The sequence below is a fragment of the Methylobacterium iners genome (assembly GCF_022179305.1).
Taxonomy (GTDB): domain Bacteria; phylum Pseudomonadota; class Alphaproteobacteria; order Rhizobiales; family Beijerinckiaceae; genus Methylobacterium; species Methylobacterium iners.
Genome location: NZ_BPQP01000013.1, coordinates 42,691 through 55,370, shown reverse-complemented (window position 1 = coordinate 55,370; position 12,680 = coordinate 42,691). Strand labels below are relative to the sequence as shown.

General features: G+C 63.6%; 14 protein-coding genes. 2 read left to right on the top strand and 12 right to left on the bottom strand.

Features of this window, described 5'->3' with window-relative positions; genetic code table 11:
• The first annotated feature begins 78 nt into the window (after positions 1 to 78).
• Complete coding sequence (locus MFF55_RS04470; protein ID WP_238242928.1) at positions 79 to 900, top strand: tetratricopeptide repeat protein; 822 nt, start codon at positions 79 to 81, stop codon at positions 898 to 900.
• Between the two features lie 20 nt (positions 901 to 920).
• Here the strand turns inward: MFF55_RS04470 and MFF55_RS04465 are convergent, their stop codons facing one another.
• From MFF55_RS04465 to MFF55_RS04425, 9 genes are all read right to left on the bottom strand, one after another.
• Positions 921 to 1,883: a type II secretion system F family protein gene (locus MFF55_RS04465; protein ID WP_238242883.1), complete on the bottom strand. Its 963-nt coding sequence runs from the start codon at positions 1,881 to 1,883 to the stop codon at positions 921 to 923.
• Positions 1,884 to 2,065: 182 nt separating this feature from the next.
• A complete protein-coding gene (locus MFF55_RS04460) occupies positions 2,066 to 3,034 on the bottom strand; it encodes a type II secretion system F family protein (protein ID WP_238242882.1) in 969 nt (322 codons plus the stop codon).
• A 34-nt stretch (positions 3,035 to 3,068) separates the two neighbouring features.
• On the bottom strand, positions 3,069 to 4,535 hold the full coding sequence (locus tag MFF55_RS04455) for a TadA family conjugal transfer-associated ATPase (RefSeq protein ID WP_238242881.1): 1,467 nt from the start codon (positions 4,533 to 4,535) through the stop codon (positions 3,069 to 3,071).
• Positions 4,536 to 4,568: 33 nt separating this feature from the next.
• On the bottom strand, positions 4,569 to 5,813 hold the full coding sequence (locus MFF55_RS04450; RefSeq protein WP_238242880.1) for a CpaE/TadZ family protein: 1,245 nt from the start codon (positions 5,811 to 5,813) through the stop codon (positions 4,569 to 4,571).
• A 99-nt stretch (positions 5,814 to 5,912) separates the two neighbouring features.
• Positions 5,913 to 6,635 carry a CpaD family pilus assembly protein gene (locus MFF55_RS04445; RefSeq protein WP_238242879.1) on the bottom strand — a complete coding sequence of 241 codons (723 nt, stop codon included), beginning with the start codon at positions 6,633 to 6,635 and terminating at the stop codon, positions 5,913 to 5,915.
• Between the two features lie 54 nt (positions 6,636 to 6,689).
• Positions 6,690 to 8,186 (bottom strand): type II and III secretion system protein family protein, encoded by a 1,497-nt coding sequence (locus tag MFF55_RS04440; RefSeq protein WP_238242927.1) that lies wholly within the window; start codon positions 8,184 to 8,186, stop codon positions 6,690 to 6,692.
• Positions 8,187 to 8,217: 31 nt separating this feature from the next.
• The gene (cpaB, locus tag MFF55_RS04435) at positions 8,218 to 9,027 is read right to left on the bottom strand and encodes a Flp pilus assembly protein CpaB (RefSeq protein ID WP_238242878.1); all 810 of its coding nucleotides are present in this window, start codon (positions 9,025 to 9,027) and stop codon (positions 8,218 to 8,220) included.
• Between the two features lie 161 nt (positions 9,028 to 9,188).
• On the bottom strand, positions 9,189 to 9,695 hold the full coding sequence (locus MFF55_RS04430; protein WP_238242877.1) for an A24 family peptidase: 507 nt from the start codon (positions 9,693 to 9,695) through the stop codon (positions 9,189 to 9,191).
• 218 nt (positions 9,696 to 9,913) lie between these two features.
• Entirely contained in the window at positions 9,914 to 10,081 is a 168-nt protein-coding gene (locus MFF55_RS04425; RefSeq protein WP_238242876.1) for a Flp family type IVb pilin, read from the bottom strand.
• A 389-nt stretch (positions 10,082 to 10,470) separates the two neighbouring features.
• Between MFF55_RS04425 and MFF55_RS04420 the strand changes: the two genes are divergently transcribed.
• Entirely contained in the window at positions 10,471 to 10,965 is a 495-nt protein-coding gene (locus tag MFF55_RS04420; RefSeq protein WP_238242875.1) for a pilus assembly protein N-terminal domain-containing protein, read from the top strand.
• Positions 10,966 to 11,013: 48 nt separating this feature from the next.
• On the opposite strand, the gene MFF55_RS04415 is transcribed toward MFF55_RS04420, so the two are convergent.
• The 3 genes from MFF55_RS04415 to MFF55_RS04405 all read right to left on the bottom strand — a co-directional run bounded on the left by MFF55_RS04415 (position 11,014) and on the right by MFF55_RS04405 (position 12,561).
• Positions 11,014 to 11,481, bottom strand: a complete 468-nt coding sequence (locus MFF55_RS04415) for a YidB family protein (protein WP_238242874.1) — start codon at positions 11,479 to 11,481, stop codon at positions 11,014 to 11,016.
• A gap of 109 nt (positions 11,482 to 11,590) precedes the next feature.
• Positions 11,591 to 11,845 carry a hypothetical protein gene (locus MFF55_RS04410; protein ID WP_238242873.1) on the bottom strand — a complete coding sequence of 85 codons (255 nt, stop codon included), beginning with the start codon at positions 11,843 to 11,845 and terminating at the stop codon, positions 11,591 to 11,593.
• A gap of 41 nt (positions 11,846 to 11,886) precedes the next feature.
• Positions 11,887 to 12,561 (bottom strand): trna delta -isopentenylpyrophosphate transferase, encoded by a 675-nt coding sequence (locus tag MFF55_RS04405; RefSeq protein WP_238242872.1) that lies wholly within the window; start codon positions 12,559 to 12,561, stop codon positions 11,887 to 11,889.
• Positions 12,562 to 12,680 lie beyond the last annotated feature (119 nt).

Sequence of the window (12,680 nt, the reverse complement as noted above, 5' to 3'; positions counted from 1 at the left end):
GCGGGCTGCGTGAAGTACCGGCCCCGTCGTGCGGAGCGTGTGATGGTCTCGCCAGGGCTCAAGCCTGTCCTCTCCTCGATGGCGCCGTCGTCGGTTCGGCGCGGGCCGATCCTCCGCGCGACGCTCGTCGCGCTGATCGCGGCCGGTTGCCAATCGCGCTCCCCCGAGACCACGGGGTCCATCGGCTCGTTCTCCCTGCCGGGCCTCGGCAACGCTGCGGCTCCCAACCGGATCACCCGCCGCGAGGTCGACAGCCTCGGCGAGAAATATGCCGCTGACCAGAACGACCTCGCCCTCGCAATGCGCTACGCCCAGGCACTCCGCGCGACGGATCAGCGGCCGCAGGCGGTCGCCGTGCTGCAGCAGGCGGCCCTGCGCAACCCGAAGAACCCCGCCGTGCTCTCGGCCTACGGTAAGAGCCTCGCCGATGTCGGACGTTTGGCGGAGGCCGCCGAGGTCCTGCAGAACGCCCACACGCCGGCCCGTCCGGACTGGCGCGTGCTCTCCGCCCAGGGTGCAGTCGCCGACCAGATCGGCGATCACGCCAACGCGCAGTCGCTCTACACCGCTGCGCTGAAGATCCAGCCCGGAGACCCGACCATTCTGTCGAATCTCGGCCTGTCCTACGCCCTCGCGCGCCGTCTCGATCAGGCTGAGGCGACCCTGCGGGAAGCCGTGAGCCATCCCAAGGCCGATGCGCGGGTGCGCCAGAACCTGTCGCTGGTGCTCGGCCTCAAGGGCAAGTTCGCGGAGGCCGAGGAGATCTCGCGCCGCGATCTCTCCCCGGAGGAGGCCGCCGCCAACACGGTGGCGCTGCGCGCTTTCGTCGCCCAGCCGAATGCCTGGAAGGCCATCAAGGCCTCGGACGCCAAGGCGGGGCGAGTAGCGCCCCGCGGCTGAAGCCGCGCAGGGCTCCTAACTCAGCGCATGATTTGGATGGCGGCCGGCGTCAGGATGACGACGAACAGAACCGGCAGGAAGAACAGGATCATCGGTACCGTAAGCTTCGGCGGGAGGGCGGCGGCCTTCTTCTCGGCCTCGTTCATGCGCTGGTCCCGGCTTTCTTGCGAAAGCACGCGAAGCGCCTGCCCGACCGGCGTGCCGTAGCGTTCCGCCTGGATCAGGGCGGTGGTCACCGCTTTGACCGGGTCGAGGCCGACGCGCGTGGCGAGGTTTTCGAACGCCATGCGGCGATCTGGAAGGTAGGACAGCTCCGCGGTCATGACTGCCAGCTCCTCGGCGAGCGCAACCGATTGCGTGGCGATCTCGGCACTGACCCGGCGAAATGCGTGCTCGACAGACATGCCGGACTCGACGCAGATCAGGCTCAGATCTAGAGCATCGGGCCATGCGCGACGGATTTCCGCCTGCCGTTTGCTGGTCTTGTTCGCGAGGTAGAGCTCAGGCGCCTTGATCCCGAGTAGGGTCGCCGCGATCACGATCATGAGGCGGATCATGAACGGTTGATCGATGACTTCGATGACGAAGACGTAGAAGGCCGAAAATACAAACGTGATGACCGGCATCACGAGCCGGAAGAACAGGAAGCCCGTCTCCGCACCGGCCGATCGGTACCCTGCCATCATGAGCTGGCGTCTCGCCGTTTCCGTGCCGAGCCAGCGGCTGAGATTGAATTGCTCGACGACCCGCTTCATGTACGCCTTGGGCGCGACGCGAAGTGTCGCCTTGTTGGCCATGCGCTCGCGCTCGCGTCGGCGGATCTCCTCGCGCTCGTCGCCTACCTGCTTCATCCGCTTGCCGAGGCGGTCCGGCTCCAGCACAGGCTGCAATAGCGCGAAGGCGGTCGCTGCCGTCGCGACGCCGGTGAGCACCATCCCGAGGAAGCGTGGATCGGTGATCTTTGCAGCGATCTCGGCAAACATTTCTTGTGTCCTGGGTGATGTCGAGAAGGTTGTGTGCTGATCGACCGGCCTCGGCGCTGTGTGGAAGCGGAGAAGCCTCATGGACTTAGTGTAAAAAAATCAAAAGTGTTTAAAAGGCGATGAAGGATCTCCATCTATTTTATATTTAAATAAAGATTATCATGACCCAATTTAGGCGTACCTCAAACCTCGAAGCTGATCATCTTCTTCATGGTGAAGACGCCAAGCGACATCCAGAATGCCGAGATGACCAAAGCGACCTTTCCCATGTCCGTAGTCCAAAGAAGGGATACGTAGTCCGGACTGGCGAAGTACGTCAGCAGCGCAACGATGAAGGGCAATGCCGCGATGATGCCACCGGACGCCTTCGCCTCCATGCTCATGGCCTGAATTTTGCCGGCCATCTTCTTGCGCTCGCGCAGCACCCGCGACAGGTTGCCGAGGGCCTCGGACAGATTGCCGCCCGATGAAGACTGGATGCTGATCACGATCGCGAAGAAGTTCACGTCGGCGACAGGAACACGCTCGTACATCTTGATCATTGCTTCTCCGAGACTCAGTCCAAGCGTCTGTGCCTCGACGACTTGCTTGAATTCGGAGCGGATGGGCTCCTCGGCTTCCCGGGAGATGATGCGGAAGCAATCGCCAAGCGGGATGCCGGCGCGGATGCCGCGGGTGATGATGTCGATGGCCGTCGGAAGTTCCTTGATGAAATGCGCGATGCGCCGTTTCCTCAGAAAGGCCAACAGCCATAAAGGTAGACCGCCTCCACCTGCGAAGAGGGCGAAGGCTGCGATCAGGGGATTGCCAGTTAAGACCAGGATGATGGCGCCGAAGCACAGCGCCATCACACCAGAGACGGCATAGAATTTCTGCTTCGACCAATCCAGCCCGGCTCGTGCGATCTTGAGTTCGAGCGTAACCTTTGTGCCAGCCTTCTTCGCTTCGACTTCCTTGAGGCTCTTGGCCACTTGCTCGCGCCGACTGACAGTCGCGGTACGGCTGCCAGCGCTTATGACTACGCTCACGGCCTTGCGGCGCTGCGCAGCGCGGTTCTCGCCGGACAGGTAGGGAGCGAAGACAGCGTAGGCTACGGCAGCTGCGGTGAACGCACTGAGGCCCGCTGCTATGGCTAGGTTCATTCCCGCCATCGCTACCTCCCTGACGGTTCTGAAACGCATGTCGTCACAGCGCACCCCCGCCCGGATCCGCGGCAGCGTCGAGGGCTGCGGCGAGCGCCTGCTCCTCTCCGTAGTAGCGCGCCCGCTCCCAGAAGCGGGGGCGGCCGATGCCCGTCGAGCGGTGACGGCCGATCAGCTTGCCGTTCACGTCCTCGCCCTGGATGTCGTAGAGGAACAGGTCCTGGGTGATGATGACGTCACCCTCCATCCCCATGACCTCGGTGATATGGGTGATCCGGCGTGAGCCGTCGCGCAGGCGGGTCGCCTGGACGATGACGTCGATCGAGCCGCAGATCATCTCGCGCAGGGTACGGGAGGGCAGCGAGAATCCACCCATGGTAATCATGGACTCGATACGGGCCAGCGCCTCGCGGGGCGAATTCGCGTGAAGCGTGCCCATCGAGCCATCGTGGCCCGTGTTCATGGCCTGGAGAAGATCGAAGGCCTCAGGTCCGCGCACCTCGCCGACGATGATCCGCTCGGGTCGCATGCGCAGGCAGTTCTTGACGAGGTCGCGCATGGTAACCTGGCCCGATCCCTCCATGTTGGCCGGGCGGGTCTCCAGGCGGACCACGTGGGCCTGCTGGAGCTGCAGCTCGGCAGCGTCCTCGCAGGTGATGATGCGCTCGTCCTCGTCGATGTAGCGGGTCAGGCAGTTCAGCAGCGTCGTCTTTCCCGAACCCGTGCCGCCGGAGATCACGACGTTGCAGCGTACGCGCCCGATGATCTGCAGAATCCTGGCGCCCTCCGGGGAAATGGCACCGAACTTGACGAGCTGATCGAGTGTGAGCTTGTCCTTCTTGAACTTACGGATCGTCAGGACCGGCCCGTCGATGGCGAGCGGCGGCGCGATGATGTTGACGCGCGAGCCGTCGGGCAGGCGCGCGTCGCAGATCGGCGAGGCTTCGTCGACGCGCCGGCCGACCTGGCTGACGATCCGCTGGCAGATGTTCATCAGCTGCTGGTTGTCACGGAACCGGACATTGGTCAGCTGGATCTTGCCGCCGACCTCGATGAAGGCGCGGTTCGCACCGTTGACCATGATGTCGGCAATGTCGTCCCGGGCCAGGAGCGGCTCCAGCGGACCGTAGCCGAGAACGTCGTTGCAGATGTCGTCGAGCAGTTCCTCCTGCTCCGCGATCGACAGGACGATGTTCTTGAGCCCGATGATCTCCGAGACGATGTCCCGGATTTCCTCGCGCGCGCTTTCCGCATCGAGGCGTGCAAGCTGCGGGAGATCGATCGCTTCGATCAGCGCGCCGAAGATCATGCTCTTCGTGCGAAAGTAATCCTCGGATTTTTTCTCTTGGACGGTCGCGACCGGCTCCGGCCGCCGCGGCGCCTCGACGCGCGGGGATCGGGTCGCGGGGTCGTCATGTACGAGCAGAGCCGCCGGGGCCTTCGGTGCAGCTGCACCGGAGGGCGGCACGACGACCTGCGCCGCATTCGTGCCGCTACGCCTACCGAACATGTCGCGCGTCCTCGGTTCTCATGGCAGCGCGCATCACGACGCCTTGCGGCGAGCGAGCTTGGCCAGGAGCGGCTCGAGCAAATTTCCTCGGGTCCGCTTCGCCTCGGGGCGCCCGGTGATCTTGGCCGCGAGATCCGCGAAGACCTCGGCCGCCTTCGAGCCTGCCTGAATCTCGGCGATCATCTGACCGTTGTTGGCCGCCGTCCCGAAGAGAGCGGGATCGAAGGGGATGGTCGCGATGAGGGGCGCATCCAGAGCCTTCGAGAACTCCGTCGCACTGATCTCGGGCCGCTTGGCCATCCCGGTCCCGTTGAGAACGATGCGCGGCCGGCCATCGTTGGGACGATGCTGCTGCAGGGTGGTCAGCAGGTTCTTGGTATTGCGCAGCGAGGAGAGTTCCGGAGCCGCCACGATCAGGATTTCGTCCGCCGAGATCAGCATCCGCTTCGACCAGGCCGACCAGGTGTGAGGCACGTCCAGGACGATGCAGGGCACGGCCGCGCGCAGAAGATCGATGAGGTGGTCGAAAGCCGGCTCCGACAGGTCCGTCGTACGATCGAGGGTGGCCGGCGCGGCGAGCAGGCTGAGATTGTCGCTGCATTTCGACAGCAGCCGGTCGAGCAGGTTCGTGTCGAGCCGCTCGGGCGCGAAGACCGCCTCGGCGATACCCTGTGGCGGATCCTGGTTGAAGTTCAGGCCGGCGGTGCCAAAGGCGATGTCGAGGTCCGCGATGACCGTCGCCGTTCCCTGACCGCGCGCCACGGTCCAAGCGAGGTTGTGGGCGATCGTCGAGGCGCCGACCCCGCCCTTCGATCCGACCACGGCGACCGTCCGGCCCACCGGCTTCGCACCAGGGGCCGTAAAGAGATCTGACACCGCCTGGATCAGCACGATCGGATCCAGGGGCGCCATCAGGTACTCGCTGACGCCGCGCTGGATGAACTGCCTATAAAGCATCACGTCGTTGACGTGGCCGATCACGATGACCTTGGTGCCCTCATCGCAGACCTCGGCGAGGGAATCGAGACACTCCAGGGGACGCGACTTCGCGCCCTGCGTCTCGATGATGATCACGTTGGGCGTCGGTGCATGCCGGTAGGCCTCGACCGCCGCGATACCGCCCCCCATCTGGACCTTGATGTGGGCCTTCTGCATGCGGCGGTCTTCGCCGGCGGCCTCGATCGTGGCCGCGGCGTCAGGGGTTTCGCAGAAGGCTTGGATCGTGATCCGGGGGACCGGGGCGATGAGGCGCTCAGGCGTCTCGTTCAGGTCCGGCATGATCAATGTTCCGGTTCAGGTTGCCGCCGCGTCTCGCGTGGCGCATGGGGATCGAGGGGTTGGTTGGCGTGCTGACAGGGCTGGCGTTTGAGGTTTGCGTCAGTTGCCGACTTCCGACCTGACGCTCGTCTTTCCATCTTGCTTCCATGAGATTGACGGATCCTTGCCGTCGCGCACCTTCCCGATGTCCTGGGTGCGTCGGACCGTATCGATTCGACCTTCCGGACGGCCGCGCACTAGATCGATCGGATCGGCGATCTGCGTAGCAACGTTGCTCTGGGTCGCACAGCCGAGGTTCCAGTAGGGCTCATTGCGGCCGTTGAACGACGGATCGCTGACGCCTAGATCCTGCGGCCAGGCCCCGCATGCGCCCCCGACCTTTGCCTCCATGCGTTGGAAGCTCAGGCGCAGCGGCGCACTCAGGCTCGGATTGGTGACGCCATAGCTTTCAACCACGATGCGTCCAGGCGGGATGCCGCCCTCGGTGGCGATCCTGCGGACAGAGGCAGCGGTCCGCTCGACCGCGGCGCCGAGAGCTGGTGCGACGCCAAGCGGAAGATCAAGGATCAGCGTTCCACGACCGTAGCGCCGAAACTCGAGAATGAAGGCGTCGACGTCGGCGGTTTGCCGGGGATCGAGGTGACCGGTTCCTGTCACGAAGACGTCGAGCTGTCGCGAGCCGTCGGCTAGTACGATAGGATGGCGCGTCTTGTGATCCACCGGGTACAACGATCCGGTCGTCACGACGCGGTCGGAACGGCACGCGCCGAGAAGCGCGGCGAGCGCGGTGACCGCAGCGAGCGTTCTGGCTGAGGAAGACATTGCGATGAATCCTGATGATACCGGGTCGTGTCGCGGAAGATCGAGGAGGCCGTTTCAGTCCGTGATGAAGCCGACGCGGCCACGATAGCTCGGCCCGAGCGGGCTCGCGCCGGCCACGCCGTAAAGCCGGTTGAAGCGCCCGAGCAGAATGGCCTGGCTGTCCTGGGCCTCCACGAACCCGTCGTCGGGCCGAGTCACCTGCTTCGGCTCCATCGCCTTGGCGATGTAGGGGGTGACCATGATCATCAGCTCGGTCTCCTCGCGCTGGTAATCGCGCGAGCGAAAGAGCGCGCCGAGGATCGGGAGATTGATGAGACCTGGAAGGCCGGTGATCGCCGCCCGGTTCTTCTGTTGGATGAGGCCCGCGGTCATCATCGTCGCCCCGGAGGCAAGCTCGATCGTCGTCTCGGACTTGCGCACCGTGAAGCCAGGAACGGCCGTGCTCGAGCCAGAGGTGCTGTTCGAGAACGTGTAGCTGTTTTGCCGGTCGATCTCGGACACGGCGGTACCGACGCGGATCGATATCTTGTTTTCCGCAAGCACCACGGGAGTGAAGCTAAGGCTGACACCGTAGGGCTTGAACGTGATGCCGACGGTGCAGACGAGGCCGGTGCAGTTTTGGGAGGCAGGCACGGGCAACTCGCCGCCGGCCGTGAAGTTTGCCGCCTCGCCGGAAATTGCGGTCAGCGTCGGCTCGGCGAGGATGCGTGAGACGCCCGCCTGCTCGAAAGCCTTGAGCGTAGCGGTGAGGCTGGCGCCACCCGATCCGGTGATCTTGCCTTCAAGCAGATTGCCGCTCGGGAACTGACCACCATTGATAGCAAGAGGCGTGGTGTTGACGATGTTGAGGCTTGACCAGCTTCCGGTCAGGTTAACGCCAAACTGCTTCAACACCGTCCGGGAAACCTCGACGACGGTGACGCGCAGCATCACCTGATCCTTGCCGCGAATGGTGATGTTGTTGATGACTGCGCCGCGGCTCGTGGAGGTGCCTCCGGCATTCGGAGCCGATCCGGTCCCGCCGGATATCCCGACGAAAGCGTTGGTGATGTCGAGCGCTTGGGAAGCTTCCAGCGGGGACCCGACCATGCCCGAGAGGACGATCGAATCGCCAACGGAGCGAACGTCGAGGCGTGCTCCCGGGATGCTCTGCGCGAGCAGCTGCTTCAGCACCCCCAGTTTCAGGTCGCGCGCGACGGTGACGTCGAGTGTGGCGATCTGCCGTCCCTCGGCATCCATGACGAAGATTGAGGTCGCCCCATCATCCATTCCGATGATGAAGATTTTGCGCGTGGAGCGCACGACCGCGTTGGCCACCTTAGGATTGGCGACGAACACCTCCTTGGCGTCGCGCGGCAAGTCTATGATGAGTGACCGGCCGACTGTCAGGTCGACCTTGCGGCCTGCGACGGACTCGTTTTGCCCGATCTCAACGATGGGGGCCGCCCCCAGGGCCGGCGCGGCGGTGGCGGGAACGGGAGCCGCGCACAGGGTCGCGATGGTCGTGAGCGCCGCCAAATAAGCCGTCGGGGTCCGTGTGCTGATGGTCATCGACAAGTCCTTGTGATCGCGCACCGACGCCTCAGCGCCGCGACTGCTGTTGCGAGACGCCGAAGCGCACGATGGTCAGACCCTTGTCGGCGCGCTGGTCAGCATCCGGTTCGGGCTCGGCCACTCTTCCCGAATCAGCCAGCGCGCGGAGAGAAAGAGAGAGGGAGCCGGACCGTTGAGCCAGGGTCACAAGTTCCGCTTGGCCCGGCGTGAGCGCCAAGGTGGCGGTTTCGCCCGTGACGACGTTGGTCCCGTTCTTCTCCTGAACAATCTGTCCGATTGCGAGGACGCGCACGTCCGTCAGCAATGTCTCTGACACCAGCGTTTCGCTGCCACCGCTTCGAGACGCCTCATCATCGCGGAAGGTGCGTAGGAGATCGACGTGGTCATTTGGCAGAATGAAGCCGCCGGCCGCGTTCCCACCCTTGTTGTCAATCACAACGGCAATGGCGCGCATGCCTGGGGGTAGGATTGCGGCCATGAAGCCGCCATCGGATCGCGCAAGCTTCTGAGGGCGGATCGGCTCGCCAGCGAGAAAGGCCGAACGGGCGATCGACCCGATGATCTCCTCGAGACCCTTAGGGTTCGATTGGCGCGTAATGTAAGACGCAGTGACGGCTTGGTCGGGCCAAGCCTGCCAGCGAAGGTCGGCCGCCTGGATGCTCTGACCCATCGGCAGCTCGGCAGCAGCCACAAGGACGTCGGTGACCGGCATGACGGGAGCCGCTACGACGGCCGCAGTCGGCGCTGGTGCCGACGGTGCGTCGCCACTCATCAGGTAAGCGGCGGTGCCGCCTGCAAGAAGCGCGACGGCGAGAATGGCAAGGCGGGCAGGTTTCATCGCCGAACGGAACCCATCGGACGGCGGTTTGCCGTCAGGGATCACAGTGGCCCGACATTCGTCAAATTACGGTTAACCAGAGGTGATCACCGGCGTGACGGTCTCACTCCCGTCCATGGAACATAGATAAAGGTGAACCAGTCACAACCACTGGTTCTATCTCAGACAGCGATCATACGATCCCAGAGCGCAGTTTTCGGCAGGATCACGAGTGCCGCTGCCGCGAGGGCGATTCCATAAGGAATGCCCGCCTTCGTGTCGTGAAGCCGAAGCGCGAAGGGGAGTCGTGCGGCAACGAAGGGGAGCGGGAGTCCGCGAACAAACATGATCGTAAGAGTGAGCGCTCCGCCTGCCAAGGAGGCAACGATCAGATACTCGATGAGATGATCGAAACCCAGCCAAAGAGCGGTCACCGCCGCAAGCTTGGCATCTCCACCACCGATCACCCCGAAGGCAAAAAGCATGAAGGTCACGGCCAGAACCGAGACGCCGGCGCCGGCATGCAGCGCAATGACCATCCAAGAGAGTCCGCAGGCTACAGCAAAGGCGAAAAAGGTGATCATCAGGATGAGCGACACCTGATTGGGGATCGTCATCGTCAGGAGATCGCTCGAGGCTGCATATGCCATCAGGAACGGAAACACGACGAGAAGGCCTAGGGACGTCATGGCAAGGCTCTCGTTCGAGAAATACTTTTGTGTCGATAGCGCATGGCGAAGGGATATTTGCGGTTTGGCGGTCTTATAATAATTTCGATGTAACGACTAATTGTCTTGCTATCAAAATCTATTCAGATTTATCCGAGCAGGCAATGCTGCACGCGCTGCCTGCTCGGAGAATAAATTCAGCCGCTAACCCACGATCGATGTTATCCTCGATTGTGAGATTACTTGGCGACCGCATCCGAAATTGACTTGAACTTGACGTTCAAGCCCGTGCCAAGGCTGGTCAGTACAGTGATCAGAACAACGGCGATGAGCGCTGCGATCAAGCCATATTCGATGGCCGTGGCGCCGGACTCGTCGGCCGCGAAGCGCTTGAAGATTTTGGTCATGATGGAGATCCTTCTTCGACGACTTGCGACGTTCCGTCGAAGATCGTCACAGTGTGATGGGCGACGTCATGAGGATGCACGACGCCCGTTGCGATTGGGTTAAATCGCCGTCCAAATGCCTGCCATCTGATCGGTCATGCCGATAAGGTGAACGAATCCTTGAGACGGTGGGGTGCTCCACCCGGTCTGCCCGTTGATCGAGGTTCTGAGCTGCTATGAATGAAAAAACGTCTAGGAACGCGACGGATGGATCGACCGGCTGGGGTTATAGATAAATTTACCAGGATCAGGCTTTCTGACGGGAATCGAACATCGCCCAATTGCCGATGTCGGCCCCCGGGGGCCTCCACGCGGTGGTGAAGGCTTTCCCGCGCAAGTGTGAGTCCACGATGCTGAGCCCGTCGCAGTCCTCACGGCCAAGCCGCATTTGTCGACAAGGCTTATTGACGGTTGTTTTCGCACTGGCGGTCTCCGCCGCAACGGCAGCCGAAGCCCCCCCCGTCGTCACCGTCATCGTTGATAACGCCAAGGTCATCCGCCTGCCCGAGGCGACGCGGACGGTGATCGTCGGCAACCCCATGATCGCCGATATCTCGCTGCAGAAGAACGGTGTCGTCGTCCTGACGGGCAAGAGCTTCGGCGCGACGAACCTCATCGCCCTCGACAAGTCGGGCGGTATGCTCGCAGAATCGACGATCAGCGTGGAGGCGCAGCAGACCTCGGTGGTCATGGTCCAGCGCGGCCTCGAGCGGGAGTCGTACTCCTGCACGCCGAACTGCCAGCCCTCCGTCCAGCTCGGCGATTCGACGAAGTATTTTGGCGAGGTCAGCGGACAGGCAACGCAACGGGGCGCCTTCGCCGCCGGAGGTAATGGCGCGAAATAGCCGGTGCCGCGTCAAGCTGCGCGGCACCGCGATTTTCGTCGTTTGCTGTCAGGCTGGAACGCGGCCGTCCGGCGTGTAGCGGTCGACCGCCTGGGGCAGTTCCCGGGACAGACGGGCGAGCAGCTCGTCCCGCGAGAGGCCCGTCTGCTGCGAAAGTGTCGCCAGCACGTCCGGCCCGATCGCCTGCTCGAGCTGCGGCGGCGCGATCTCCTTGTTGGGTCCCGTGTTGACCCAGGATTCCGCCGTTTCTCCGTGGCCGGCCTGCTTGAAGCGATCGACGAGTTCGCCCAGGCCGCCGCTCAGAAGGCCACCGGCTCCAGCGCCGCCGACCGCCCCGCCAAGCCCGGAGAGCAGGCCGCCGAGGCCGCCCTGGTTTCCGCTCTGCCCAGCTCCGCGGGCCTGACCCCCACCCTGGCCGAGGCCGCCCAGCAACTCGGCGATCTTGTCCCTGTTCTGGAAGCCCGCGACGGCGAGCAGTCCTAGAAGCGCCGTCATCGACGGATATCCGCGACTCATCGGTTTCCTCCCTGTTGGCGCAGGTAAAGGCCAACCGCATCGCGCAAGTTCCGACGCGATCCGTCCGGCACAGGAAGACGCATCCAAGCAAGACCCAATGGAATCGAGCCTACGCAGCCATCGCCTTGGGCCGAATGCCGAGAAAGGCGTAGACGTCGTCGAGTGTCGCGAACGGCATGAATTCCGGTCGCAGCGGAGAGGGCAGCCCCTCGAAGCTCAGGCCCGGATAAGTCTCGGGATGCGGGTAGAGCTCGTAGGGTCCGCCGGCGTAGAGCGGCGGGAACAGAATCGCCGCTTTGACGCCGCGGAACCAGACGATCCGCGCGTTGCTGTAGGTCAAGGCCTGGATGCTGTAGGGGGTCATCGCTCTCTCGCCACTCTGCAATCACGTCGGCAACGAGTGCCTCAGGCTGCCCGCCGCCGCGGCTTTCCCGGCCAGCCGAGCGTCCTGAGCCGCGCCTTGGCGTAGTCGCGAACCTCGTCGCGGGTGCCCTGCGGCATCGCGTTGAGAATGCGCTGCGTCTCGCCGTCGAGCATGAGGTCGGTGACGGCGTTCACCGTCTCCACCTCGTCGATGCGCCGCTTGAGGTCGGCTTCCGCTTCCGTCACCTCGTCGAACGGGTCGGGGCCGTCCATCTCCTCGTCGATGGCATGGATCGCCGCGGGCTGGCCGCGGCGGAACTCGTCGGCTTCCTCCTCGGAATAGACGAGGCCGTGAAGCTCGATGAGCTTGAGGATGACGCGGTCCTTCGCCCGCTTCTCGGCCATCGCGTAGACGTAGGCGGCCTGCTTGCCCGAGACGCGGTAGTTCACGTTGACCAGCGCCTCGCCGATCGACCACTCGACCCGATCGGCGTTGGGCGTCGCACCAGGCAGGCGTCCGCTCACCAAGATGACGGCTTCGTCGCGCTCGGCGCGCAGGATGGTCGGCGGCTCGAACACCATCCGAGCCTGGGCCGCGATGCGCTCAAGCGTCTTGTGATAGATCACAGCCGTGCCCTGGACGCGCCAGACATTGCCCGCGAAGGGCTCTCCGTAGCGAACCAGGATATCGGCGATCTGCTTGTCAGCCGTTCTCATGGGCGTTCTTCAGGGCTGAGGCGCAGCCCTCATGCGAGATGCTGCGCCGTTGTGTTCATGATATGTTCTACGTAAGCGGTCGATACCCAATCCGCAAGTCCGCCGCATGCAGCGACCCA